Here is a 24111-nt window from a genome sequence, read left to right on the forward strand (position 1 = left end):
GTCACTCTCCTAACAGGCGCATCATTTCCGCTTCGTCGATTACCTCGATGCCAAGCTCCTGCGCTTTTGCCAGCTTCGAACCGGCCGCTTCCCCGGCAATCACCAGGTCGGTTTTCTTCGATACGCTGCCCGCCACTTTTGCCCCCAGTGCCACCAGGCGCGCTTTCGCGTCATCGCGCGAAAGCTGGCTCAGGCTGCCGGTCAGCACCACCGTTTTACCGGCAAACGGGCTGTCGATCTCTTCGGCATTAACCACTACCGGTGCAGGCCAGTGAATGCCCTGTTCCAGTAATTTACCGATCACTTCACGGTTGCTCTCTTCGGCGAAGAAGTTGAAAACGTGGGTGGCGACCACAATGCCGACATCAGGGACTTTCTGTAGCTCGTCGATGGTGGCTTTCTCCAGCGCGTCCAGCGTGCCGAAATACGCCGCCAGCCCTGCCGCTGTCGCCTCTCCGACTTCACGAATGCCAAGCGCGTAAAGGAAACGGGCAAAGGTGGTGTTTTTGGCCGCCTCGAGCGCGTTAACGATGTTCTGGGCAGATTTTGGCCCCATACGATCAAGACCGGTCAGCTTACCTGCCGTCAGGGTAAAGAGGTCCGCTGGCGTATGGACGTACTCTTTCTCAACTAACTGGTCGATAATCTTGTCACCCATTCCGTCGACGTCCATCGCCCGGCGGGAGACAAAGTGCTTCAGGGACTCTTTACGCTGCGCGCCGCAGATTAACCCGCCCGTACAGCGCGTTACCGCTTCACCTTCCACGCGCTCAACGTCCGAACCACATACCGGACAGTGGGCTGGAAACTCGATGGCACGGGTATCGGCAGGACGTTCAGACTCAACAACGTTAACCACCTGTGGGATCACGTCGCCCGCGCGGCGAATCACCACTTTGTCACCAATGCGCAGGCCCAGGCGGGCAATTTCATCGGCGTTATGCAGCGTGGCGTTACTTACCAGCACGCCAGCCACCTGCACAGGCTCCAGACGCGCCACAGGCGTAATCGCCCCCGTACGCCCTACCTGAAACTCCACGTCGCGAACGAAGGTCATCTGCTCCTGCGCCGGGAACTTAAAGGCTACCGCCCAGCGCGGCGCACGGGCCACAAATCCTAACTGTTCCTGCAACGCCAGCGAGTTAACCTTGATCACCACGCCATCAATATCAAACCCGAGCGTGGGACGATCCTCTTCAACCTTGTGATAGAACGCCAGCACCGCCTCCGGAGAGTCGCAGAGCTGCACACGGTTGCTAACCGGTAACCCCCACTCTTTGAACTGCATTAAACGACCCAGGTGGGTATCTGGCAGGTCACCGCCTTCCAGGATCCCGACGCCGTAGCAGAAGAAAGTAAGCGGTCGCTTCGCGGTGATTCGCGGATCGAGCTGACGCAGCGAACCTGCCGCCGCGTTACGCGGGTTTGCAAACACTTTCCCACCCGTACGACGCGCTTCTTCGTTGATCTTCTCGAAGCCCGCCTGCGGAAGGAACACTTCCCCGCGCACTTCCAGCCGGGCGGGAATGTTATCGCCACGCAGTTTCAGCGGGATCGCACGAATAGTGCGCACATTAGTGGTGATGTCTTCCCCGGTAGTGCCGTCGCCGCGCGTTGCGGCACGCACCATCACGCCGTTCTCATAAAGAATGCTAACGGCCAGACCATCCAGCTTTAGCTCGCAGCACCAGCTCAGATTGTCGATGCTCTTCAGGCGATCCTGCACACGCTTGTTGAAAGCCAGAAAACTCTCTTCATCAAACACGTTATCCAGCGACAGCATCGGCACTTCATGGCGCACCTGGCTGAAAGCGCCCAGCGGTTCCGCGCCGACGCGCTGCGTTGGGGAATCGGGCGTAATCAGTTCGGGGTGCTGCGCTTCCAGCTCGCGCAGTTCACGCATCAGGCGGTCATATTCCGCATCCGGCACTTCCGGTGCGTCCATAACATGATAGAGATATTCATGATGGCGAAGCGTGGTTCGCAGTTCAGTAAGTTGTTGTTCGATTGAGTCCATATCGCACCATCAATGAGAAAAACCCCCGACAGGCGGGGGTTGAGGAGGAGGTGAAGTTAACGCGACGATTACGCGTTCGCTTCCTTAACTTCGCGGATGCGGTCCTGATACTCGCGCAGTTTCTGCGGCGTCATCATTCGACGCTGATCGTCGAGCACCACACCGCCCACTTCGTCGGCGATGTGCTGAGCGGACTGTAGCATCAGCTTAAAGTTTTGCAGCTCGTCACCGTAGGACGGCACCTGCATAAAGATCGTAACCCCCGGCGTGACGAAATCACCGGTCATTTCCGGGTCAAACGTGCCTGGATTGACCATATTGGCCAGGCTAAACAGCGCCGGACCGCTACCGTCAGGACTCAGGTGGCGATGGAAAATATTCATGTCGCCGAACTTGAAGCCTGCCTGTTGGATGCTGTTAAGCAGCACGTCACCGTTCAGATGGGTGCCATGATGAGCAGCCACGTTCATGATGATCACCGCTTCTTTACGCTGCGGCTTTTCAACAACCGGTTCTGGCTCTGCGACCGGCTCTGGCTCAACGCGCGGAGCGGGCTGTGGCGCAGGCGGTTCAGGCTGCGGTTGTTGTACCGGCTGCGGCTGCTGAACAGGCTGTGGCTGATGCACTGGCTGTGCAGGCTGTTGCACAGGTTGCGGCTGTACAGGCTGTGGCGCAACGGGCTGCTGTTGCACAGGCTGCTGCGGCGGATGACGAACAGGTTCTTCCACTGGCGGCGGCGCTGGCTGGCGCGGCTGGGCAGAGGCATACGGTGGTTGATACTGGTGCTGCGGAGCGCGGGGGGCTTCATGCTCTCCATGCGCTGCGCCGGGCGCAGTATTGACCCGATGAACACGAACTTCACCCACGCCGTCGTCGTCAGGACCGTCGATGTCGTCTTCAACGTCATCGTCGTCACGACTGGACTTCATGCGCTTCAGTGGACGATCGCGAAACATAGAGGAACGCTCTTTACGGCTGGTCCAGAAACCATGTACCAGTAAAGCGATTATGGCGATCGCGCCAACAATGATTAATATCAGACGCAAATCCTGCATCATTATATTCTCTGTTGTTCTAACACCTTGCCACCACGGCAAACATTTACTCACTAAGAGTATTTGCCGTTTACGTCAAGTGCAAGTGTATGCAGAGCATTCACAGCATAAAGATGAACTAAATCGTGCTTTTTGCTGGTTTTTCGAACATTTCCGAACTGGTCATTGGCCCGTAACTGGATAATATAGGCGGGCAATTCCACTGGTTGTGTAAAAAGGAGTACAGCCTGGTATGGTTTCAACATCTTCTTCTGCCCCACGCAGCGGGGTCTGGTACTTTTCTCAGGGCTGGAAACTGGTCTCCCTGCCGGGCATTCGACGCTTCGTTATTTTGCCGTTACTGATCAACATTATTCTGATGGGCGGGGCCTTCTGGTGGCTGTTCACCAGACTGGAAAGCTGGATCCCTTCCCTGATGAGCTATGTGCCGGACTGGTTACAGTGGCTAGACTACCTGCTCTGGCCGATTGCGGTTATCTCCGTGCTGCTGGTTTTCGGCTATTTCTTTTCGACGATAGCAAACTGGATAGCCGCGCCGTTCAACGGTCTGCTGGCCGAACAGCTGGAAGCGCGCCTGACCGGTGCGACGCCACCTGACACGGGCGTACTGGGGATCGTGAAAGATCTCCCCCGCATCATGAAGCGTGAATGGCAGAAGTTCGCCTGGTACCTGCCGCGGGCGATTGTGCTGCTTATTCTTTATTTTGTACCCGGGATTGGCCAGACGGTCGCGCCCGTGCTGTGGTTCCTGTTCAGCGCCTGGATGCTCGCTATCCAGTACTGTGATTATCCGTTCGATAACCACAAAGTGCCGTTTAAAGAGATGCGCACTGCCCTGCGCACTCAGAAGGTTGCCAACATGCAGTTTGGCGCGCTGACCAGCCTGTTCACCATGATCCCTTTCCTGAATTTGTTCATCATGCCCGTCGCCGTTTGCGGCGCGACGGCGATGTGGGTGGACTGCTACCGTGCTAAGCACGCGTTATGGAAGTAATGCAAAAATGTGTAAAAGAGGGGTGGCTTATGCCGCCCCTTATTCCATACTGATCCCCATTATTTCCTTGCAGCATATAGATATGCGATTTCCTTACTTCCCCATACCTGTTCAACAGGTATGCTGGGTCGGTATCCCAATTTCATACAGTTAAGGACAGGCCATGAGTAAGATTTATGAAGACAACTCGCTGACTATCGGTCATACGCCCCTGGTTCGACTGAACCGTATCGGTAATGGACGCATTCTGGCGAAGGTCGAATCTCGTAACCCAAGCTTCAGCGTTAAATGCCGTATCGGTGCGAATATGATTTGGGATGCTGAAAAGCGTGGCGTGCTGAAACCTGGCGTTGAGCTGGTTGAACCCACCAGCGGCAATACCGGTATCGCTCTGGCCTATGTTGCGGCGGCGCGTGGCTATAAGCTGACGCTGACTATGCCTGAAACCATGAGCATTGAGCGTCGTAAGCTGCTGAAAGCGCTGGGTGCGAACCTGGTCCTGACCGAAGGCGCAAAAGGCATGAAGGGCGCGATTCAGAAGGCCGAAGAAATTGTTGCCAGCGATCCGGCAAAGTATCTGCTGCTCCAGCAGTTCAGCAACCCGGCCAACCCGGAAATTCATGAGAAAACCACCGGCCCGGAAATCTGGGAAGATACCGACGGTCAGGTTGATGTGTTTATCTCCGGCGTAGGCACCGGCGGTACGCTGACCGGTGTGTCTCGCTATATTAAAGGCACGAAAGGTAAAAAAGATCTGATTACCGTTGCCGTTGAGCCAACCGACTCACCGGTTATCGCTCAGGCGCTGGCAGGCGAAGAGATCAAACCTGGCCCACACAAAATCCAGGGTATCGGCGCTGGCTTTATTCCAGGCAACCTGGATCTGAAGCTGATCGATAAAGTCGTCGCCATTACCAATGAAGAAGCCATCTCCACGGCGCGTCGCCTGATGGACGAGGAAGGCATTCTGGCGGGTATCTCTTCCGGTGCGGCGGTTGCGGCAGCCCTCAAACTGCTGGAAGATGAAACCTTTACCAATAAGAACATTGTGGTTATCCTACCGTCTTCGGGTGAGCGTTACTTAAGCACAGCACTGTTTGCCGATCTCTTCACAGAGAAAGAACTGCAACAGTGATGCCAGCATGTTAAAAACGCGTAAAAAAGCACCTTTTCAGGTGCTTTTTTGTGGCCTGCTTCAAAGTTTTACCCCTCCTGGCATTGCTTCACCCCGTTGGGTCTGGTATTTAAACCAGCAATTATTTTGATGCGCGAAATTAATCGGTGAACGAAATAGCGTTGCTGAATCGATTTTATGATTTGGTTCAAGTCTTGCTTTCACTGCATAATGTTTAATGACGATTGAAACGTCAGCGCTAACTATACAGGCTAAAGTTAAGTCGCCAGGCTAGACTTTAGTTCCACAACACTAAACCTATAAGTTGGGGAAATACAATGTTCCAGCAAGAAGTTACCATTACCGCTCCGAACGGTCTGCACACCCGCCCTGCTGCTCAGTTTGTTAAAGAAGCGAAAGGCTTCACTTCTGAAATCACTGTGACTTCCAACGGCAAAAGCGCTAGCGCAAAAAGCCTGTTCAAGCTGCAAACTCTGGGCCTGACTCAGGGTACCGTTGTTACCATCTCCGCTGAAGGTGAAGACGAGCAGAAAGCAGTTGAGCATCTGGTTAAGCTGATGGCTGAACTCGAGTAAGTTTACCGGGTTCTTTTCAATATCAGTCACAAGTAAGGTAGGGTTATGATTTCAGGCATTTTAGCATCCCCGGGTATCGCTTTCGGCAAAGCATTGCTGCTGAAAGAAGACGAAATCGTCATTGACCGGAAAAAAATTTCTGCCGACAAGGTTGATCAGGAAGTTGAACGTTTTCTGAGCGGTCGTGCCAAGGCATCTGCGCAACTGGAAGCGATTAAAACTAAAGCTGGCGAAACTTTCGGTGAAGAAAAAGAAGCCATCTTCGAAGGGCACATTATGCTGCTCGAAGATGAGGAGCTGGAGCAGGAAATCATAGCCCTGATTAAAGATAAAGGCATGACGGCCGACGCGGCTGCGCATGAAGTTATCGAAGGTCAGGCATCTGCCCTGGAAGAGCTGGACAATGAATACCTGAAAGAACGTGCGGCTGACGTACGTGACATCGGTAAGCGCCTGCTGCGCAACATCCTGGGTCTGGCCATCATCGATCTGAGCGCGATTCAGGACGAAGTCATCCTGGTTGCCGCTGACCTGACCCCGTCTGAAACCGCACAGCTGAACCTGAACAAGGTGCTGGGTTTCATTACTGATGCAGGTGGACGTACCTCCCACACCTCAATCATGGCGCGTTCTCTGGAGCTGCCAGCCATTGTGGGTACCGGTAGCGTTACCTCCCAGGTTAAAAACGACGACTATCTGATTCTGGATGCCGTAAACAATGTGGTTTACGTCAACCCAACTAACGATGTGATCGAGCAGCTGCGTTCCGTTCAGGAGCAGGTTGCTACCGAGAAAGCGGAACTCGCTAAACTGAAAGATCTGCCAGCTATCACGCTGGACGGCCATCAGGTTGAAGTGTGCGCTAACATCGGTACCGTACGTGACGTTGACGGCGCTGAGCGCAACGGCGCGGAAGGTGTAGGTCTGTATCGTACTGAATTCCTGTTCATGGATCGCGACGCTCTGCCAACGGAAGAAGAGCAGTTTGCAGCGTACAAAGCGGTTGCGGAAGCGTGCGGCTCGCAGGCTGTAATCGTCCGTACCATGGACATCGGTGGCGACAAAGAGCTGCCGTACATGAACTTCCCGAAAGAAGAGAACCCGTTCCTGGGCTGGCGTGCCGTGCGTATCGCCATGGATCGCAAAGAGATCCTGCGTGACCAGGTTCGCGCTATTCTGCGTGCCTCCGCTTTCGGTAAACTGCGCATCATGTTCCCGATGATCATCTCTGTTGAAGAAGTGCGTGCACTGAAGAAAGAGATCGAAATCTACAAACAGGAACTGCGCGACGAAGGTAAAGCATTTGACGAATCCATTGAGATCGGCGTGATGGTGGAAACACCGGCAGCCGCGACCATTGCGCGTCATTTAGCCAAAGAAGTTGATTTCTTTAGTATCGGTACCAATGATTTAACGCAGTACACCCTGGCAGTTGACCGTGGTAATGATATGATTTCACATCTCTACCAGCCAATGTCACCGTCCGTACTGAATTTGATCAAGCAAGTTATTGATGCTTCTCATGCAGAAGGTAAATGGACTGGCATGTGTGGTGAGCTTGCAGGCGACGAACGTGCTACACTTCTGTTGCTGGGTATGGGTCTGGACGAATTCTCTATGAGCGCCATTTCCATCCCGCGCATTAAGAAGATTATCCGTAACACGAACTTCGAAGATGCGAAGGTGTTAGCAGAGCAGGCTCTTGCTCAACCGACAACGGACGAGTTAATGACGCTGGTTAACAAGTTCATTGAAGAAAAAACAATCTGCTAATCCACGAGATGCGGCCCAATTTACTGCTTAGGAGAAGATCATGGGTTTGTTCGATAAACTAAAATCTCTGGTTTCTGATGACAAGAAAGACTCCGGAACTATTGAGATTGTTGCTCCGCTCTCCGGCGAGATCGTCAACATCGAAGACGTGCCGGATGTAGTTTTTGCTGAGAAAATCGTTGGTGATGGCATTGCTATCAAACCAACTGGCAACAAAATGGTTGCTCCAGTTGACGGCACCATCGGTAAAATTTTTGAAACCAACCATGCGTTCTCTATCGAATCCGATAGCGGTATCGAACTGTTCGTTCACTTCGGTATCGACACCGTTGAACTGAAAGGCGAAGGCTTCAAACGTATCGCAGAAGAAGGCCAGCGTGTTAAAGTTGGCGACCCGGTAATTGAATTCGATCTGCCGCTGCTGGAAGAAAAAGCGAAGTCTACCCTGACTCCGGTTGTTATCTCCAACATGGACGAAATCAAAGAACTGATCAAACTGTCTGGCAGCGTCACCGTGGGTGAAACCCCGGTTATCCGCATCAAGAAGTAATTCTTGCCGCACAGAAAAATGGCGCCTTCGGGCGCCATTTTTGTTTATGCCGGCAGGATAAGCTCGTCATAGCCTTTCGACTGCGTATAGATCATAACGTCAGTCACCCGATCGCCCGCCATGCGAATGGCATCGGCAACGGTTTTCCCTCCCACAATGCCGCTGACCAGCTCCGAACAGAACAGATCGCCCGTTCCTTTCAGATCCGTCTCTACGCGCGGGTGCGCGCTTACGGTAACACCTTCTTCGCTCACCAGCACAACGTGGATATTCTGCGGATCGTCAGACACTGGCGCACTGGTGATCGCTACCCATTTCAGCGAGTCGGACAGCAGCCCCTGCGCGGCGGCAATGGCGCTCTCCGGCGTACGGCACGGTTTGCCGCTCAGCACTTCAAGTTCATACACGTTGGGCGTAATGCCCTGGGCCAGCGGGAGCAGATGCTCACGGTAGGCTTCAGGAATATCCGGCTTCACGTACATCCCGCTATCGATATCCCCAATTACCGGGTCGACCAGCACCAGCAGATCGGGATGTTGCACTTTGATTGCCTTCAGCCACTGCGCCAGCAGCGCGATCTGGCTGGCGCTGCCCATATAGCCGGTGGTGACCGCTTTAAGCTCGCGCAGGATCTCGCGCTCTTCCAGCGCCTTAAGGTAGCCGCTGAACCACTCGTCCGGGATCACCCCGCCGTAGAAGGTGTCGTAGTGAGGCGTATTGCTGAACAGCACCGTTGGCACGGCGGTAACGTTCAGCCGGTGGGTGCGAATATTCGGCACCGCGATGCTGTTTCCCACGCTGCCGTACACCACCTGCGACTGTACGGCGACAATATCGGTTTGCTGCGCCCGGGTGTTATCCCGGAATAAAATCATCTCCATGACGCTTAAATCCCCGCCCCCTGCGAATAACTCTCTTCACCAAAGACGCCGGTAGACAGATAACGGTCGCCGCGATCGCAAATAATCGCTACGACCACCGCCCCCGGCGTGGACTCAGCCACCCGGATCGCACCCGCTACGGCACCGCCAGAGCTGACGCCGCAGAAGATACCTTCACGCACGGCCAGCTCACGCATGGTATTTTCCGCCTCGCGCTGATGAATATCCAGCACCTGGTCCACAAGCTGCGCATTAAAGATGCCCGGCATATACTCCGCCGGCCAGCGGCGGATGCCCGGAATGCTGCTCCCCTCTTCCGGTTGCAGGCCGACAATCGTCACCGGCTTCTCCTGTTCGCGCAGAAAGCGTGACACACCGGTGATCGTGCCCGTGGTCCCCATGCTGGAGACAAAGTGGGTGATGCGCTCGTCGGTTTGCTGCCAGATTTCCGGGCCGGTGGTGGTGTAGTGCGCGTACGGGTTGTCCGGGTTGTTGAACTGGTCGAGAAGCTTGCCTTCCCCGCGCTCCGACATCGCTAACGCTAAATCTCGCGCCCCTTCCATCCCCTGCTCTTTGCTCACCAGAATCAGCTCGGCTCCATAGGCGCGCATGGCGGCCCGGCGCTCCTGGCTCATGTTATCCGGCATCAGCAGCTTCATGCGGTAGCCTTTCAGGGCGGCAATCATCGCCAGCGCAATTCCGGTATTTCCGCTGGTGGCCTCAATGAGCACGTCGCCTGGCTTAATTTCACCGCGCTTCTCGGCCTGGACAATCATCGACAGTGCCGCCCGGTCTTTCACCGACCCCGCCGGGTTATTGCCTTCGAGTTTGACCCAGATTTCGCTGCCGTTATCAGGCCCCATGCGCCGAAGTTTGACCAGAGGGGTGTTGCCGATGGTGTGTTCGAGTGTATTCACGATTTTTACTCAATAAAAAAGCCGGGTGGCGCTTAGCTTACCCGGCCTACAAGACGCAGTGATAACTGTAGGCCCGGTCAGCGCAGCGCCACCGGGCGATAAACATACTAATAACCTATCAGGCTGACTCCGCCAGAGCAATATCCTCGCGCGTTTCAATGCGCTCGTTACCGTGATAAATGCGCGCGTGTTGCAGCCCGACAAACAGGCGCTCCCCCCGGTGCGGCGGCACGTCGTCACGCATAACCACGGTCAGCGGCTCGGTATACCAGCCCAGGGGTTGTACCACTAATTGGGTGTAGTGCCCTTTAGGGCTAGCTTCCAGCACCTGCACCGGAAGCGGTGAATCCAGGCTGGTACGGCGGCTGACGTCCACTTCCCACGGACGCAGGAACAGATCCACCGGCCCCTGATGCGCGGAGGTATACCCCAGCGGCCAGCGGTGCGCGCCAACGTGGAACTGACCGCCGCGAATGGTGCCCTGAAGGCGGTTTACTTCCCCCATAAACTCCAGCACAAAGCGGGTCGCCGGTTCACGCCAGAGCTGCTCTGGCTCGTCAACCTGCTCAATGTTGCCCTGACTCATCACTACCACGCGATCGGCCACTTCCATCGCCTCTTCCTGATCGTGGGTCACGAAAACGCTGGTGAACTGGAGTTCCTCATGCAGCTGACGCAGCCAGCGGCGCAGCTCTTTTCGCACCTGTGCATCCAGCGCGCCAAACGGTTCGTCCAGCAGCAGGATTTGCGGTTCAACGGCTAACGCACGCGCCAGCGCCACGCGCTGCTTCTGCCCGCCGGAAAGTTGAGCCGGGAAGCGGTCCGCCAGATGCGCAAGCTGCACCATCTCCAGCAGTTTGGTCACTTTCGCTTTGATGGCGGCGGCATCTGGACGTTCACGACGCGGCAGCACGGTCAGGCCAAACGCGATGTTGTCGAATACCGTCATGTGGCGGAACAGCGCATAATGCTGAAATACAAAGCCCACTTTACGGTCGCGGGCGTGCAGGCGGCTAACGTCCGTACCGTGGAAGCGAATATGTCCGCTGGTCTGGTGTTCAAGCCCGGCGATAATACGCAGCAGCGTGGTTTTACCGGAGCCAGACGGCCCCAGCAGCGCCACCATTTGTCCGGAAGGGATATCCAGCGAGATATCATTCAGCACCTGGGTGCGACCAAAAGACTTCTTAATATTGGCAATCTCAATGCTCATGATTTCCCTCCTGATGCTGACGTTTTTCCTGATTCTCTAAACGCCACTGCACCACACTCTTCAAAAACAGGGTCAAAATCGCCATCAGCGTCAGCAACGCTGCGGCAGTAAAGGAACCGACGGTGTTGTAGTCCTGTTCCAGTAATTCAATCTGTAACGGCAGCGACAGGGTTTCGCCGCGAATCGAGCCGGATACCACCGACACCGCGCCAAACTCACCGATCGCACGGGCGTTGGTCAGCACCACGCCGTAAAGCAGTGCCCAGCGGATATTCGGCAGCGTGACGCGGCGGAACATCTGCCAGCCGGAAGCGCCGAGCAGCACCGCGGCTTCATCTTCATGGCTGCCCTGGCTGAGCATCACCGGCACCAGCTCGCGCACCACGAACGGACAGGTGACAAAGACGGTCACCAGCACCATCCCCGGCCAGGCGAACATGATTTGCAGGTCGTGCTCATCCAGCCAGCCGCCCAGCGGGCCATTGGAGCCGTAGAAGAGCAGATAAACCAGACCCGCCACCACCGGAGACACCGCAAACGGGATATCCAGCAGGGTCAGCAGCAGCTGACGCCCCGGGAAGTTAAAGCGCGTTACCAGCCAGGCCAGCAATACGCCAAACACCAGATTCACCGGGACGGTGATCAGGGCAATCATCACCGTCAGCCAGATGGCGTGGAGCATGTCCGGATCGGCCAGGTTTTGCAGCGCGGGCATAATCCCTTTGCTGAAGGCCTGCACGAAGATGTACACCATCGGCACGACGAGAATGAATGCGGAGACCAGCACGCCGGTACCAATCAGAAACCATTTGCCCCAGTTGATGCGGGGCGCGTCATAGCGCTTCAATTGCGTAACTTCCGCCATCAGTGACCTACCACACGTCGACCAAAGCGACTTTGCAGAGTGTTAATCGAAAACAGTAGCAGCAGCGACGCGGCAAGGATCACCGAGGCAATCGCGCTCGCGGCCGGATAATCAAACTCCTGCAAACGGACAAAAATCATCAGCGAGGTCACTTCGGTTTTCCACGCGATGTTCCCGGCAATAAAAATGACCGCGCCAAATTCACCGAGGCTGCGGGTAAAGGAAAGCGCCACCCCCGCCAGCAAGGCCGGAGAAAGTTCCGGCAGCACAACCTTACGGAAACTCTGCCAGCGCGTGGCGCCCAGGGTCTCCGCAGCCTCTTCGTATTCGGGGCCTAACTCTTCCAGCACCGGCTGCACGGTACGTACCACAAACGGGATGCTGGTGAAGGCCATCGCCACCGCGATACCGATCCAGGTATAGGTCACTTTAATATCAAACTTCGCCAGCCATTCGCCGTAAAAGCCGTTCACGGAGAACAGCGACGCCAGCGTCAGACCGGCCACCGCCGTCGGCAGGGCAAACGGCAGATCCATCAGGGCGTCGAGCAGCGTGCGGCCCGGGAAGCGATAGCGGGTTAAGATCCATGCCATCAGCAGGCCAAACACGCCGTTAAAAATCGAGGCCACGAATGCAGATAGCAGCGTGACCTTGTAGGCCGCCACCACCTGCGGGTTGGTGACCACTTCCCAGTACTGGGACCAGCTCATCTCAGCGAGCTGCATCACCAGAGCGCTGAGCGGTAACAATAAAATCAGACAGACGAACAGCAGGCTGGTCCCGAGGCTTAAGGTAAAACCCGGCAGCACACGTCTTGTTGATCCTGCAAACATTACTTACGCCCCGCCGCCAGCAATTTGTCTAACTCACCGCCGCTGGCAAAATGCGTTTTCATCACCTCAGGCCAGGCGCCGAAATGATCTTCCACGCGGAACAGCTCGGTCTGCGGGAATTTGTCTTTCAGCTTGTTCATCACGTCCGGATTATTAACGCGGTAGTAATAGTCAGTAATCACCGTCTGCGCCTGCGGGCTGTACAGATAGTTGAGATAGGCTTTTGCCGCTTTCTCAGTGCCGTTGGCTTTGACGTTTTTATCCACCCACGCCACCGGGAACTCGGCCAGAACGTTAGTTTTCGGGATAACCACTTCGAAGCCCTGCGCTTCGTACTGTTTACGAATATTGTTCACTTCGGATTCAAAGCTGATCAGCACGTCGCCCAGCCCGCGCTCGGCGAAAGTGGTGGTTGCGCCCCGGCCGCCGGTGTCAAACACTTCGACATTTTTCAGGAACTGGGTCATAAACTGTTCGGTTTTCGCTTTATCGTTACCGTCAGCTTTGTCCGCCGCGCCCCACGCCGCCAGATAGGTATAACGCGCGTTGCCGGAGGTTTTCGGATTCGGGAAAATCAGCTTGACGTCAGAACGCACCAGGTCGTTCCAGTCGTGAATGTTTTTCGGGTTGCCCTTGCGCACCAGGAAGCCCATGGTGGAGTAGAACGGCGAACTGTTGTTCGGCAGGCGGCTTTGCCAGTCCGCCGGGATCAGCTTGCCTTTGTCGTGCAGGATCTGCACATCCGTGACCTGGTTGTAGGTCACCACATCCGCTTTCAGCCCCTGCAAAATGGCCAGCGCCTGCTTGGATGAGCCAGCGTGCGACTGTTTGATGGTCAGCTTGTCGCCGTTGTTCTCTTTCGCCCACTGCTGTTCAAATGCGGGATTAAGGGCGGCAAACAGCTCGCGCGAAACATCATAAGAACTGTTCAGCAACTCGGTTGCCTGCGCCTGCGCCACCAGCAGTAAACCTGCCAGTGCCAGCGATCCTTTTTTCAGTACAGTAACGGCCATTGCGCACCCTTATAAATGTGATGACTATCTTATAGTCATAATATTTATAACGGAGTCTAAAGGAGTAACGGTTTTATATACCGTTTGGTGATTTAGAAGCAGAAAAGGGAATAAGGGGTGCGGGAGAAATTGCCGGGTGGCGCTAACGCTTACCCGGCCTACGAATGGAGAGCGATTTACAGCGCCAGCAGGCGCTCAACGGACGGCGCAAAGTAGTAGCCGCCGGTCACCGGACGGGTGAAGCGCAGCATGGCGTCACGCTTGCCGTCGGTATCGCCAAACATGCTCAGCAGCTGCTGTTCGATGTTGTAGAGGCGTGCACAGTAAGCGCAGAAGTACAGGCCGTGCGTACCGCTCGCGGTGCCGTACGGCAGGCTCTGGCGAACAATCTTCAGCCCCTTACCGTCTTCTTTAAGGTCAACGCGGGTCAGGTGGGACGTGACCGGACGCGCATCGCCGTCAATCTCTTCATTGGCGTCTTTGGTGCGGCCAATCATCATCTCCTGGTCATGCACGCTCATGCGGTTGAGCTGCCTGAGGTTATGCTCCCAGCGCTGGACGAACACGTAGCTGCCGCCCGCGTCCACGCCATCCTTGATTACAGCCACCTCGCGACGCGTCTCTTCCCCGGCCGGGTTTTCGGTGCCGTCGACGAAGCCGCTCAAATCGCGCTCTTCCACCCAGCGGAAACCGTGGATCTCTTCCTGCACGTCGATGCTGTCACCAAAGGCCTCAATCGCTGCCTGAGCGACGGAGAAATTCACGTCATGGCGCAGGGAGAGGATATGAATCAGGACGTCATACTGGGTGGCGGGCGCAAGTCCTTTGCCATAAGGAATAAAGTCTTTCAGCTCTTCTGCGCCTTCGCCGCCGCTCAGCTGACGCCAGACGGTGTTGCCAAAGGCAACCACCGCACCCAGATGGGCTTCGGGGAATTTGGCCTGAAAGGTGGCCAGTTTATCAACGAAAATTTTGCTGGCCGCGCGCAGGGCATCCACGTCCCCTTTGACGTTGGCTTCAATCCAAATCGCCGCGCGGCAATGTTCTGGCAAAATGCCACTCTGAACCTGAGACATCGCTCCTCCTGAAAAAAAGATGCCACGACAGCGTGGCATTGATGGCGGCTATTATACCTGGATTTCAGCGAGGCGGCTTGCTCAGGCGCAAATTACTGCTTCCAGATAATTTTGCTCACTTTCCACTTTTTCAGGGTGTCGTCAGAGGGCATTAACCCTTCCGGACCGTTCCAGGTGCCGCTGAATACATAGCTAATGTGCTGGCTGCCGTCGGCCTTACACTCGACCGCCACGCTGTCATCCGACGGCACGCTGGCGCAGTGGCCAAACGCTTTCTGGTAGAGCTCGCCAAACGGCGTACCTACCTTCACGCCACCTGAGGTCGGAATCTCTTCATCCATCACCGCAATGCGGTTGACCGTACCTTTATCGCCGTTGATGACCATCGCCACCTTGTCGTCTTTCAACGCTTCGAAATAGCGCACGATGTTGCCGTTCTCGGTTTTCATGCCGCTGCGCAGGCGATAATCACTGCCGATGGCCTCCTGAATGGCATCCTGATCCAGCGCCGTCGAGGCGGTGATTTTGCCCACGCCCTGCTCGGTCACTTCCGTTGAGGAGCCAAACCAGTTCCACGGATAGGCCGCAGACCAGTTGATGGATGAGAGCGTGGAACAGCCGGTTAACGCCAGCGGGAGAGCGCATAAAAGTAAACGCAGCGATTTCATTGAGACGTCCTTACGTAATAAATCAACGCTTGTTGGAGTGCAGTATCGGCAAAAAGTGCCGTTTTAATCTGACTCTTGCGTAAAACAGGCGCGTAAACGGGGGTTCGTGACCAGCCACAGCAGCGCGACAATATCCGCCACCACCAGCGCAATCCCGATACCGGAAAGCGGCTCGCCGTACAGCCAGAGCACGGGCTGCCAGACCAGGAGCACAACCTGCGCCAGAATCAACAGCCAGCGAAGTGCGCGCCAGAAGCGCGGGAGGAACTGCCGCCGACCGCTGCACAGGAACGCCAGCACCGCCGGTACACCGAGCAGTAACCCCAGCCAGAACGCATCGTGATCGGGATAAAAGAGATTCAGTAGCGTATCGCCCTGCCCGCGTGACGCGCCAGCCATCACGAACAGCACCCAGGTGCGGGCCTGCAACAGCAGAACGCACCAGAATAAAAAAGGCAGACGCAGACGACCGTGAACATCATAGTCGCCAGGGTGGAACTCAGTACTCTTCATCTTCGATCAGGCGCTTACCCAGCGTCAGTACATCCGCGTGCTCGTAGCCCAGACGTTCATACATGCCCAGCACCACGTCGTTATCTTCCCGCACCATAATCTGGATTTTCGGGCAGCCACGGGCGATCAGTTTCTTTTCCAGACGGTTAAGCAGCGCGTTGGCGATGCCGCGCGCGCGATATTCCGGGTGCACGCCCAGATAGTAGGCCGACCCGCGGTGGCCGTCGTACCCGCCCATTACCGTCCCGACCACCTCGCCGTTGACCTCAGCGACCAGAAACAGACTGACGTCGTGATTCACCTTCCGTTCGATGTCCATTTCCGGATCGTTCCACGGACGCAGCAGATCGCAGCGCTCCCAAAGGGTGATCACCTCTTCGAAATCTTCCTGGCGAAAAACGCGTATCTCCATGGTATTAACCGCCTTTTCGGGTTTAAAAACAGTGATTATGGCGTGAACAGGGCATTTAGCCAATAACCGGGGAAAAACTCGCCAAAATTTGGCATAATGTCACTTTGTCACGTATTGAAATGAAAAGTAAAACAATTCTCAATAAGGAATGTCGTCACGCAAAACGCGATACGATATAACACCAAGACCCCAATTTTTACAATTCAGGCCGCATGAGCACATTCAAACCATTAAAAGCACTCACATCGCGTCGTCAGGTTCTCAAAGCGGGGCTGGCGGCCTTAACGTTAACAGGCATCGCAAAGCAGGCTCAGGCAAAAGAAGAGAGCTCGCTTAAAACCAGTAACGGACACAGCAAGCCGAAAACCAAAAAAGCCGGCGCAAAGCGTCTGGTCATGCTCGATCCGGGCCACGGCGGGATCGACACCGGCGCCATTGGCCGAAACGGGTCGAAAGAAAAACACGTCGTGCTGGCAATTGCAAAAAATGTGCGCGCAATTTTACGCAGCAACGGCATTGACGCCCGCCTGACGCGCACGGGCGACACGTTTATCCCGCTGTACGATCGCGTGGAAATTGCCCATAAGCACGGCGCCGACCTGTTTATGTCCATTCACGCGGATGGCTTCACAAACCCTTCCGCCGCAGGCGCATCGGTGTTCGCCCTCTCCAACCGTGGCGCCAGTAGCGCCATGGCGAAATACCTCTCCGATCGCGAAAACCGGGCGGATGAAGTGGCCGGGAAAAAAGCCACCGACAAAGACCATCTGTTGCAGCAGGTTCTGTTTGATCTCGTGCAGACCGATACCATCAAAAACAGCCTGACGCTCGGCTCGCATATCCTTAAACGGATTAAGCCCGTGCACCGTCTGCACAGTAAAAGCACCGAGCAGGCCGCGTTTGTGGTGCTGAAGTCCCCGTCCATTCCGTCCGTGCTGGTTGAAACCTCGTTCATTACCAACCCGGAAGAGGAGCGTTTACTCGGCACCACGGCGTTTCGTCAGAAGATCGCGAACGCTATCGCCTCCGGGGTCATCAGTTATTTCAACTGGTTCGATAATCAAAAAGCGCACTCCAGGAAACGTTGATGAAACCGAATGCACAGCTGGTCAAAACTTTCCTGATGCAGCTACAGGACGCGATTTGCCAGAAACTGGCCGCCGCAGACGGCGGTGAATTCCAGGAAGATGCCTGGCAGCGCGAAGCGGGCGGCGGTGGACGCAGCCGCGTGCTGCGTAACGGTGGCATTTTTGAACAGGCCGGGGTCAACTTCTCCCACGTCCACGGTGATGCAATGCCGGCGTCCGCCACGGCGCATCGGCCTGAACTGGCGGGCCGCAGCTTCGAGGCGATGGGCGTCTCGCTGGTGGTGCATCCGCATAACCCGTTTGTGCCAACCAGCCACGCCAACGTGCGCTTTTTCATCGCGGAAAAACCGGGGGCCGATCCGGTCTGGTGGTTTGGCGGCGGTTTCGACTTAACGCCTTACTATGGCTTCGAAGAGGACGCCGTGCACTGGCACACCACCGCGCGCGACCTCTGCCTGCCGTTTGGCGAAGACGTTTACCCGAAATACAAAAAGTGGTGCGATGATTATTTCTATCTGAAGCATCGCGACGAGCAACGCGGCATCGGCGGGCTGTTCTTTGACGATCTCAACACGCCGGATTTTGATACCGCGTTCAGATTTATGCGCGCAGTGGGTGAAGGCTTTACCGATGCCTATCTGCCGATTGTCGAACGCCGCAAAAACACCGACTACGGCGTTCGCGAGCGTGAGTTCCAGCTGTACCGCCGCGGGCGTTACGTGGAGTTTAACCTGGTATGGGATCGCGGGACGCTGTTTGGCCTGCAAACCGGTGGGCGCACGGAGTCTATTCTGATGTCGATGCCGCCGCTGGTGCGCTGGGAATACAGCTTTGAACCCAAAGAAGGCAGCCCGGAGGCTGCCTTGCGTGAGTTTATTCGGGTTCGGAACTGGGTGTAACCCCCTCACCCCTGCCCTCTCCCAAAGGGAGAGGGAGTATAAATTCCCTCTCCCTCCGGGAGAGGGTTAGGGTGAGGGTAAAAATTACAGCGGCTGCGTCTGTGCCTCAACCACCGCCAGCGCCACCATGTTGACGATACGACGCACGGAGGCAATCGGCGTTAATACATGTACCGGTTTTGACACCCCCATCAGCACTGGCCCTACGGTCACCCCTTCAGAACTCGACACACGCAGCAGGTTATAGCTGATACGCGCCGCTTCCACGTTCGGCATAATCAGCACGTTCGCGGAGCCTTTCAGCGGGCTGTCCGGCATACGTTCATTACGAATGCTCTCCACCAGCGCGGCGTCGCCGTGCATCTCACCGTCGATCATCAGTTCCGGCGCACGCTCGCGCACCAGGTCCAGCGTCTGGCGCATTTTGCACGCCGCCGCGGATTTGGATGACCCGAAGTTAGAATGCGACAGCAGCGCCACTTTCGGCTCGATACCAAAGCGGCGCACGGTTTCCGCCGCCATCACGGTGATTTCCGCCAGTTCGTCCGGGGAAGGATCGTCGTTGACGTAGGTATCGGCGATAAAGGTGTTACCGCTTGGCAGCAGCAGCGCGTTCATTGCGCCGGCAGTATGGACACCCTCGCGATAGCCGAAGATCTCCTGCACCACGCTGAAATGCTCATGGTACTCGCCGATGGTGCCGCAGATCAGCGCATCCGCCTCACCGCGGTGAACCATGATCGCGCCGATCACCGTGGTGTTGCTGATCACCGCCCGCTGCGCCTGCTCCTGGGTGATCCCACGACGCTTCATGATCGAATAGTATTCGTTCCAGTACTCTTTGAAGCGCGGATCGGATTCGTTATTGACGATCTCAAAGTCGACGCCCGGCTTAATTTGCAGGCCCAGCTTCTGGATACGCATCTCGATCACGCTCGGACGACCAATCAGGATCGGTTTCGCCAGCCCTAAGGTGATCAGCTCCTGCGTGGCATGCAGCACGCGCGCCTCTTCCCCTTCCGCCAGCACCACGCGCTTCGCGTCAGCGCGCGCCTGGGAGAAGATCGGCTTCATAAACAGGTTGGTTTTGTAGACGAACTCGGTGAGTTTATCGACGTAGGCATCGAAATCTTCAATCGGCCGCGTCGCCACGCCAGAGTCCATCGCTGCTTTGGCCACCGCTGGCGCGATCTTCACGATCAGACGCGGGTCAAATGGTTTAGGGATGATGTAGTCCGGGCCGAAGCTCAGATCCTGATCGCCGTAGGCGGAGGCCACTACTTCGCTCTGCTCGGCGTGCGCCAGCTCTGCGATAGCATGAACGGCGGCGAGCTTCATCTCTTCGTTGATTGCCGTAGCGCCGACGTCCAGCGCACCGCGGAAGATGAACGGGAAGCAGAGCACGTTGTTCACCTGGTTCGGGTAGTCCGAACGTCCGGTACAGATGATCGCGTCTTCACGCACTGCCTTCGCCAGCGGCGGCAGAATTTCCGGCTCCGGGTTCGCCAGGGCCAGGATCATTGGCGCGCGCGCCATCTTCTGCACCATCTCCTGGGTCAGTACTTTCGGGCCTGAACAGCCGAGGAAAATGTCGGCACCTTCAATGACGTCTTCTAGCGTGCGCTTGCCGTCGTCTTCCACCGCATAGGCCGCCTTGGTTTCCGCCATGTTTGGCTCGCGGTCTTTGTAAATCACGCCTTTGGAGTCGCAGACCACGATGTTGTGTTTCTGCATGCCCAGCGCCACCAGCAGGTTCATACAGGCGATGGCCGCGGCGCCAGCGCCGGAGACCACCATGCGCACGTCGGAGAGGTTTTTCTCCACCACACGCAGACCGTTCAGAATGGCGGCGGTACTGATAATCGCCGTGCCGTGCTGGTCGTCATGGAACACGGGAATGTTCATACGCTCGCGCAGCTTCTGCTCGATATAGAAACATTCCGGCGCTTTGATGTCTTCCAGGTTGATGCCGCCGAAGGTCGGCTCCAGCGCCGCCACCACGTTGATGAATTTATCCGGGTCCAGTTCGTCCACTTCGATATCGAAGACGTCGATACCGGCAAATTTCTTAAACAGAACGCCCTTCCCTTCCATCACCGGCTTACCGGCCAGCGCGCCAATGTTCCCTAACCCCAGTACCGCCGTACCGTTAGAGATAACGGCCACCAGGTTGCCACGGGCGGTGTATTTGTACGCCGCCAGCGGATCTTTTTCGATTTCAAGGCACGGGGCAGCTACGCCTGGCGAGTAGGCCAGCGCCAGATCGCGCTGGGTCGCCAGCGGTTTGGTCGGGGATACCTGGATTTTACCCGGAACAGGAAACTCGTGAAAATCGAGAGCGCTTTGTTTTAACTGATCATCCATCTTGTTATTCCTTTCACGTTTCGGTCAAAAAGGGTGATGTTGACGTTCCTATGCACACCCTGGTGTGCCGCATAGTATCGCCGCAGGCAGGCTCCTAAACTTTGAAGGCTGCCAAACTCTCACCATTGCAGAATAAAAATTGTTATCAATTTATAACAGCCATGTTACCCGTCTCAGACAGCAATGCCTCCCCCGTCTGCTATGCTTTTTTGTTAAGTCCATCATGATTTTCTCAGAAGTGTGACCTGACGCACTCGACTAACTCTTTTATTTCCAAGGAGTAATTATGAACCAGCTAGACGGCATCAAACAATTTACCACCGTGGTTGCAGACAGCGGCGATATCGAATCGATTCGTCACTACCAGCCGGAAGATGCGACCACCAACCCCTCGCTGCTGCTCAAGGCGGCCAGTCTTGCGCACTTTAGTCATCTGATTGATGACGCCCTTGCCTACGGCAAACAGCGCGGTAAAACGCAGGAGCAGCAGGTCGCCGAAGCCAGTGACAAGCTGGCGGTCAATATCGGTGCGGAAATTCTTAAAAGCATACCGGGACGCGTCTCCACCGAAGTGGATGCCCGCCTCTCATTCGACCAGGAAAAGAGCATTAGCAAGGCTCGCCGCCTGGTGGAACTCTACCAGGAGCAGGGGATCGATAAATCACGCATCCTGATCAAGCTTGCCTCCACCTGGGAAGGCATCCGCGCGGCGGAAGTGCTGGAGAAAGAGGGGATCAACTGTAACCTGACGCTGCTGTTCTCCTTCGCCCAGGCGCGTGCCTGCGCCGAAGCGGGCGTGTTCCTGATTTCACCGTTTGTCGGACGTATCTACGACTGGTATCAGGCGAAACAGCCGATGGATCCGTATGTGGTGGACGAAGATCCCGGCGTGAAATCGGTGCGTAATATCTACGATTATTACAAGCAGCACCGCTACGAGACCATCGTGATGGGGGCCAGCTTCCGCCGCACCGAGCAGATCCTCGCGCTCGCGGGCTGCGACCGGCTGACCATCTCCCCTGACCTACTGAAAAAGCTTCAGGAGAGTGAAGAGACGGTGATCCGCAAGCTGGTGCCAACCTCCACCGTTCTGCCAAAACCAAAACCCATGACCGAAGCGGAATTCCGCTGGGAGCACAATCAGGATCCAATGGCCGTGGAAAAACTGGCGGACGGCATCCGTCAGTTCGCCGTCGACCAGCGCAAACTCGAAGATCTTCTCGCCGCCAAACTTTAACCTTGCCACGGAGTGAACTATGTCCCGTAAAGAGCTCGCCAACGCCATTCGCGCCCTCAGCATGGATGCCGTACAAAAAGCCAATTCAGGCCACCCTGGCGCCCCCATGGGTATGGCTGATATCGCCGAAGTGCTGTGGAACGACTTCCTGAAGCACAACCCTACCGATCCGACCTGGTACGACCGCGACCGTTTTATTCTTTCCAACGGGCACGCCTCGATGCTGCTCTACAGCCTGCTGCACCTTTCCGGCTACGATCTGCCGCTTGAGGAATTAAAAAACTTCCGCCAGCTGCACTCCAAAACGCCGGGCCACCCGGAGATCGGCTATACGCCGGGCGTTGAAACCACTACCGGCCCGCTGGGCCAGGGGCTGGCGAATGCGGTTGGCCTGGCGATTGCCGAACGTACGCTGGCCGCGCAGTTCAACCAGCCCGACCACGAGATTGTCGATCACTATACCTATGTCTTTATGGGCGACGGCTGTCTGATGGAGGGGATCTCTCACGAGGTCTGTTCTCTGGCGGGCACCCTGGGGCTGGGCAAGCTGATTGGCTTCTACGATCACAACGGTATCTCCATTGACGGGGAAACCGAGGGCTGGTTTACCGACGATACGGCGAAACGCTTTGAAGCCTATCACTGGCACGTAGTGCACGAGATCGACGGTCACGATCCTGAGGCGGTGAAAAAAGCGATTCAGGAAGCGCAGAGCGTGAAGGACAAACCGTCCCTGATCATCTGCCGCACCACCATCGGCTTCGGCTCGCCGAACAAAGCGGGCAAAGAGGAGGCGCACGGCGCGGCGCTGGGTGAAGAGGAAGTGGCGCTGACCCGCCAGAAACTGGGCTGGAAACACCCGGCCTTTGAGATCCCAAAAGAGATCTACAAGGCCTGGGATGCTCGCGAAACAGGTGAAAAAGCGCAGCAGGCCTGGAACGAGAAGTTTGCCGCCTACAAAAAAGCGTATCCGGAGCTGGCGGCTGAGTTTACCCGCCGCATGAGCGGCGGCCTGCCGGAAGACTGGGAAGAGAAAACTCATGCGCTGATTGAGAACCTGCAATCCAACCCGGCGAAAATTGCCACCCGTAAGGCATCACAAAACACCCTGAACGCGATTGGCCCAATCCTGCCCGAACTGCTGGGCGGCTCGGCGGATCTGGCGCCAAGTAACCTTACCATCTGGTCCGGCTCTAAATCCCTGAAGGAGGACATTGCCGGGAACTACATCCACTACGGCGTGCGCGAGTTCGGGATGACCGCCATTGCCAACGGCATCGCCCACCATGGCGGCTTCGTGCCGTACACCGCCACCTTCCTGATGTTTGTCGAATATGCCCGTAACGCGGCGCGTATGGCGGCCCTGATGAAGGCGCGGCAGATCATGGTGTATACCCACGACTCTATCGGGCTGGGTGAAGATGGGCCGACGCACCAGGCGGTAGAGCAGCTGGCGAGCCTGCGCTTAACGCCAAACTTCAGCACCTGGCGTCCTTGCGATCAGGTGGAAGCGGCAGTGGGCTGGAAGCTGGCCGTAGAGCGTCATAACGGACCCACGGCGCTGATCCTGTCGCGCCAGAACCTGGCGCAGATCGAGCGCACGCCGGAGCAGGTGAAAAATATCGCCCGCGGCGGGTACATCCTGAAAGACAGCGGCGGCAAGCCAGACGTGATCCTGATCGCCACCGGTTCCGAGGTGGAAATCACGGTAAAAGCGGCGGAGAAACTGACCGCCGAGGGTCACGCGGTGCGCGTGGTTTCACTCCCTTCAACGGATATCTTTGATGCTCAGGATGAGGCGTACCGCGAATCGGTGCTGCCTTCAAACGTCGCGGCGCGCGTGGCGGTTGAAGCTGGCATTGCCGACTACTGGTACAAATACGTGGGCCTGAAAGGGGCAATTGTCGGGATGCATGGTTACGGTGAATCCGCCCCGGCCGACAAGCTGTTCCCATATTTCGGCTTTACCGTTGAGAACGTGGTGGAGAAGGCGCTAAGCGTGCTGTAGTGCGATCTGCGTTGCCCGGTGGCGG

Annotated in this window: 22 protein-coding genes; 9 read left to right on the top strand and 13 right to left on the bottom strand. The window is 56.3% G+C overall.

Annotated elements, in window-relative coordinates:
• Position 1: 1 nt before the first annotated feature.
• Positions 2-2017 (bottom strand): NAD-dependent DNA ligase LigA, encoded by a 2016-nt coding sequence (gene ligA, locus ACQG1Y_RS16200; RefSeq protein ID WP_017383473.1) that lies wholly within the window; start codon positions 2015-2017, stop codon positions 2-4.
• A gap of 68 nt (positions 2018-2085) precedes the next feature.
• The gene (zipA, locus tag ACQG1Y_RS16205; protein WP_193360978.1) at positions 2086-3075 is read right to left on the bottom strand and encodes a cell division protein ZipA; all 990 of its coding nucleotides are present in this window, start codon (positions 3073-3075) and stop codon (positions 2086-2088) included.
• Between the two features lie 229 nt (positions 3076-3304).
• On the opposite strand from zipA, the gene cysZ reads away from it, so the two are divergent.
• The 5 genes from cysZ (at position 3305) to crr (ending at position 8099) form a co-directional block, all read left to right on the top strand.
• Positions 3305-4066, top strand: coding sequence for a sulfate transporter CysZ (gene cysZ, locus ACQG1Y_RS16210; RefSeq protein ID WP_006811452.1), 762 nt, complete (start codon positions 3305-3307; stop codon positions 4064-4066).
• A 163-nt stretch (positions 4067-4229) separates the two neighbouring features.
• The gene (cysK, locus tag ACQG1Y_RS16215; protein ID WP_006811453.1) at positions 4230-5201 is read left to right on the top strand and encodes a cysteine synthase A; all 972 of its coding nucleotides are present in this window, start codon (positions 4230-4232) and stop codon (positions 5199-5201) included.
• Positions 5202-5518: 317 nt separating this feature from the next.
• Positions 5519-5776: a phosphocarrier protein Hpr gene (ptsH, locus tag ACQG1Y_RS16220; protein WP_000487600.1), complete on the top strand. Its 258-nt coding sequence runs from the start codon at positions 5519-5521 to the stop codon at positions 5774-5776.
• Positions 5777-5821: 45 nt separating this feature from the next.
• Entirely contained in the window at positions 5822-7549 is a 1728-nt protein-coding gene (gene ptsI, locus ACQG1Y_RS16225) for a phosphoenolpyruvate-protein phosphotransferase PtsI (RefSeq protein ID WP_426736817.1), read from the top strand.
• A 40-nt stretch (positions 7550-7589) separates the two neighbouring features.
• A complete protein-coding gene (gene crr / locus ACQG1Y_RS16230) occupies positions 7590-8099 on the top strand; it encodes a PTS glucose transporter subunit IIA (RefSeq protein ID WP_003861316.1) in 510 nt (169 codons plus the stop codon).
• Between the two features lie 44 nt (positions 8100-8143).
• Here crr and pdxK read toward each other — a convergent pair whose 3' ends face one another.
• The 10 genes from pdxK to ACQG1Y_RS16280 form a co-directional block, all read right to left on the bottom strand.
• Complete coding sequence (gene pdxK, locus ACQG1Y_RS16235; RefSeq protein WP_015572224.1) at positions 8144-8980, bottom strand: pyridoxine/pyridoxal/pyridoxamine kinase; 837 nt, start codon at positions 8978-8980, stop codon at positions 8144-8146.
• Positions 8981-8985: 5 nt separating this feature from the next.
• The gene (gene cysM, locus ACQG1Y_RS16240) at positions 8986-9897 is read right to left on the bottom strand and encodes a cysteine synthase CysM (RefSeq protein ID WP_368740557.1); all 912 of its coding nucleotides are present in this window, start codon (positions 9895-9897) and stop codon (positions 8986-8988) included.
• A 118-nt stretch (positions 9898-10015) separates the two neighbouring features.
• Complete coding sequence (cysA, locus tag ACQG1Y_RS16245; RefSeq protein WP_017383477.1) at positions 10016-11110, bottom strand: sulfate/thiosulfate ABC transporter ATP-binding protein CysA; 1095 nt, start codon at positions 11108-11110, stop codon at positions 10016-10018.
• On the bottom strand, positions 11100-11975 hold the full coding sequence (gene cysW / locus ACQG1Y_RS16250; RefSeq protein WP_003861305.1) for a sulfate/thiosulfate ABC transporter permease CysW: 876 nt from the start codon (positions 11973-11975) through the stop codon (positions 11100-11102). The genes cysA and cysW overlap by 11 nt, the downstream gene beginning before the upstream one ends.
• The gene (gene cysT, locus ACQG1Y_RS16255) at positions 11975-12808 is read right to left on the bottom strand and encodes a sulfate/thiosulfate ABC transporter permease CysT (RefSeq protein ID WP_017383478.1); all 834 of its coding nucleotides are present in this window, start codon (positions 12806-12808) and stop codon (positions 11975-11977) included. Before cysT ends, cysW begins: the two co-directional genes overlap by 1 nt.
• Positions 12808-13821: a sulfate ABC transporter substrate-binding protein gene (locus tag ACQG1Y_RS16260; RefSeq protein ID WP_032649009.1), complete on the bottom strand. Its 1014-nt coding sequence runs from the start codon at positions 13819-13821 to the stop codon at positions 12808-12810. The genes cysT and ACQG1Y_RS16260 overlap by 1 nt, the downstream gene beginning before the upstream one ends.
• A 176-nt stretch (positions 13822-13997) precedes the next feature.
• Positions 13998-14897: a Dyp-type peroxidase gene (locus tag ACQG1Y_RS16265; protein ID WP_017383480.1), complete on the bottom strand. Its 900-nt coding sequence runs from the start codon at positions 14895-14897 to the stop codon at positions 13998-14000.
• Positions 14898-14989: 92 nt separating this feature from the next.
• The gene (locus ACQG1Y_RS16270; protein ID WP_015572220.1) at positions 14990-15565 is read right to left on the bottom strand and encodes an RpoE-regulated lipoprotein; all 576 of its coding nucleotides are present in this window, start codon (positions 15563-15565) and stop codon (positions 14990-14992) included.
• A 63-nt stretch (positions 15566-15628) separates the two neighbouring features.
• The gene (locus tag ACQG1Y_RS16275; RefSeq protein WP_368740556.1) at positions 15629-16078 is read right to left on the bottom strand and encodes a DUF2919 domain-containing protein; all 450 of its coding nucleotides are present in this window, start codon (positions 16076-16078) and stop codon (positions 15629-15631) included.
• Positions 16065-16490, bottom strand: coding sequence for a GNAT family acetyltransferase (locus tag ACQG1Y_RS16280; protein WP_003861292.1), 426 nt, complete (start codon positions 16488-16490; stop codon positions 16065-16067). The genes ACQG1Y_RS16275 and ACQG1Y_RS16280 overlap by 14 nt, the downstream gene beginning before the upstream one ends.
• A 212-nt stretch (positions 16491-16702) precedes the next feature.
• Between ACQG1Y_RS16280 and amiA the strand changes: the two genes are divergently transcribed.
• Both amiA and hemF read left to right on the top strand, forming a co-directional pair.
• Positions 16703-17578 carry an N-acetylmuramoyl-L-alanine amidase AmiA gene (amiA, locus tag ACQG1Y_RS16285; protein ID WP_015572219.1) on the top strand — a complete coding sequence of 292 codons (876 nt, stop codon included), beginning with the start codon at positions 16703-16705 and terminating at the stop codon, positions 17576-17578.
• Positions 17578-18477, top strand: coding sequence for an oxygen-dependent coproporphyrinogen oxidase (gene hemF, locus ACQG1Y_RS16290; RefSeq protein WP_219378496.1), 900 nt, complete (start codon positions 17578-17580; stop codon positions 18475-18477). The genes amiA and hemF overlap by 1 nt, the downstream gene beginning before the upstream one ends.
• A gap of 84 nt (positions 18478-18561) precedes the next feature.
• Here the strand turns inward: hemF and maeB are convergent, their stop codons facing one another.
• The gene (gene maeB, locus ACQG1Y_RS16295; protein ID WP_023295115.1) at positions 18562-20841 is read right to left on the bottom strand and encodes an NADP-dependent oxaloacetate-decarboxylating malate dehydrogenase; all 2280 of its coding nucleotides are present in this window, start codon (positions 20839-20841) and stop codon (positions 18562-18564) included.
• A gap of 286 nt (positions 20842-21127) precedes the next feature.
• Here maeB and tal point away from each other — a divergent pair, with 286 nt between their 5' ends.
• Both tal and tkt read left to right on the top strand, forming a co-directional pair.
• On the top strand, positions 21128-22078 hold the full coding sequence (gene tal / locus ACQG1Y_RS16300; protein WP_126765503.1) for a transaldolase: 951 nt from the start codon (positions 21128-21130) through the stop codon (positions 22076-22078).
• A 19-nt stretch (positions 22079-22097) separates the two neighbouring features.
• Entirely contained in the window at positions 22098-24086 is a 1989-nt protein-coding gene (gene tkt / locus ACQG1Y_RS16305; protein WP_023295116.1) for a transketolase, read from the top strand.
• Positions 24087-24111 lie beyond the last annotated feature (25 nt).

Origin of the sequence: Enterobacter cloacae complex sp. 397G4 (assembly GCF_050031515.1) — a bacterium.
GTDB classification, from domain to species: Bacteria; Pseudomonadota; Gammaproteobacteria; order Enterobacterales; family Enterobacteriaceae; genus Enterobacter; species Enterobacter hormaechei_C.

What these genes read in the sequence shown, in the direction of transcription:
- amiA (WP_015572219.1), top strand. Translation starts at nt 16,703, where the DNA reads ATGAGCACATTCAAACCATTAAAAGCACTCACATCGCGTCGTCAGGTT.
- cysZ (WP_006811452.1), top strand. Translation starts at nt 3,305, where the DNA reads ATGGTTTCAACATCTTCTTCTGCCCCACGCAGCGGGGTCTGGTACTTT.
- cysT (WP_017383478.1), bottom strand. Translation starts at nt 12,808, where the DNA reads ATGTTTGCAGGATCAACAAGACGTGTGCTGCCGGGTTTTACCTTAAGC.
- ACQG1Y_RS16275 (WP_368740556.1), bottom strand. Translation starts at nt 16,078, where the DNA reads ATGAAGAGTACTGAGTTCCACCCTGGCGACTATGATGTTCACGGTCGT.
- ligA (WP_017383473.1), bottom strand. Translation starts at nt 2,017, where the DNA reads ATGGACTCAATCGAACAACAACTTACTGAACTGCGAACCACGCTTCGC.
- ACQG1Y_RS16270 (WP_015572220.1), bottom strand. Translation starts at nt 15,565, where the DNA reads ATGAAATCGCTGCGTTTACTTTTATGCGCTCTCCCGCTGGCGTTAACC.
- hemF (WP_219378496.1), top strand. Translation starts at nt 17,578, where the DNA reads ATGAAACCGAATGCACAGCTGGTCAAAACTTTCCTGATGCAGCTACAG.
- cysK (WP_006811453.1), top strand. Translation starts at nt 4,230, where the DNA reads ATGAGTAAGATTTATGAAGACAACTCGCTGACTATCGGTCATACGCCC.
- cysA (WP_017383477.1), bottom strand. Translation starts at nt 11,110, where the DNA reads ATGAGCATTGAGATTGCCAATATTAAGAAGTCTTTTGGTCGCACCCAG.
- maeB (WP_023295115.1), bottom strand. Translation starts at nt 20,841, where the DNA reads ATGGATGATCAGTTAAAACAAAGCGCTCTCGATTTTCACGAGTTTCCT.
- cysW (WP_003861305.1), bottom strand. Translation starts at nt 11,975, where the DNA reads ATGGCGGAAGTTACGCAATTGAAGCGCTATGACGCGCCCCGCATCAAC.
- ptsI (WP_426736817.1), top strand. Translation starts at nt 5,822, where the DNA reads ATGATTTCAGGCATTTTAGCATCCCCGGGTATCGCTTTCGGCAAAGCA.
- tal (WP_126765503.1), top strand. Translation starts at nt 21,128, where the DNA reads ATGAACCAGCTAGACGGCATCAAACAATTTACCACCGTGGTTGCAGAC.
- zipA (WP_193360978.1), bottom strand. Translation starts at nt 3,075, where the DNA reads ATGATGCAGGATTTGCGTCTGATATTAATCATTGTTGGCGCGATCGCC.
- crr (WP_003861316.1), top strand. Translation starts at nt 7,590, where the DNA reads ATGGGTTTGTTCGATAAACTAAAATCTCTGGTTTCTGATGACAAGAAA.
- ACQG1Y_RS16265 (WP_017383480.1), bottom strand. Translation starts at nt 14,897, where the DNA reads ATGTCTCAGGTTCAGAGTGGCATTTTGCCAGAACATTGCCGCGCGGCG.
- ptsH (WP_000487600.1), top strand. Translation starts at nt 5,519, where the DNA reads ATGTTCCAGCAAGAAGTTACCATTACCGCTCCGAACGGTCTGCACACC.
- pdxK (WP_015572224.1), bottom strand. Translation starts at nt 8,980, where the DNA reads ATGGAGATGATTTTATTCCGGGATAACACCCGGGCGCAGCAAACCGAT.
- ACQG1Y_RS16280 (WP_003861292.1), bottom strand. Translation starts at nt 16,490, where the DNA reads ATGGAGATACGCGTTTTTCGCCAGGAAGATTTCGAAGAGGTGATCACC.
- ACQG1Y_RS16260 (WP_032649009.1), bottom strand. Translation starts at nt 13,821, where the DNA reads ATGGCCGTTACTGTACTGAAAAAAGGATCGCTGGCACTGGCAGGTTTA.
- tkt (WP_023295116.1), top strand. Translation starts at nt 22,098, where the DNA reads ATGTCCCGTAAAGAGCTCGCCAACGCCATTCGCGCCCTCAGCATGGAT.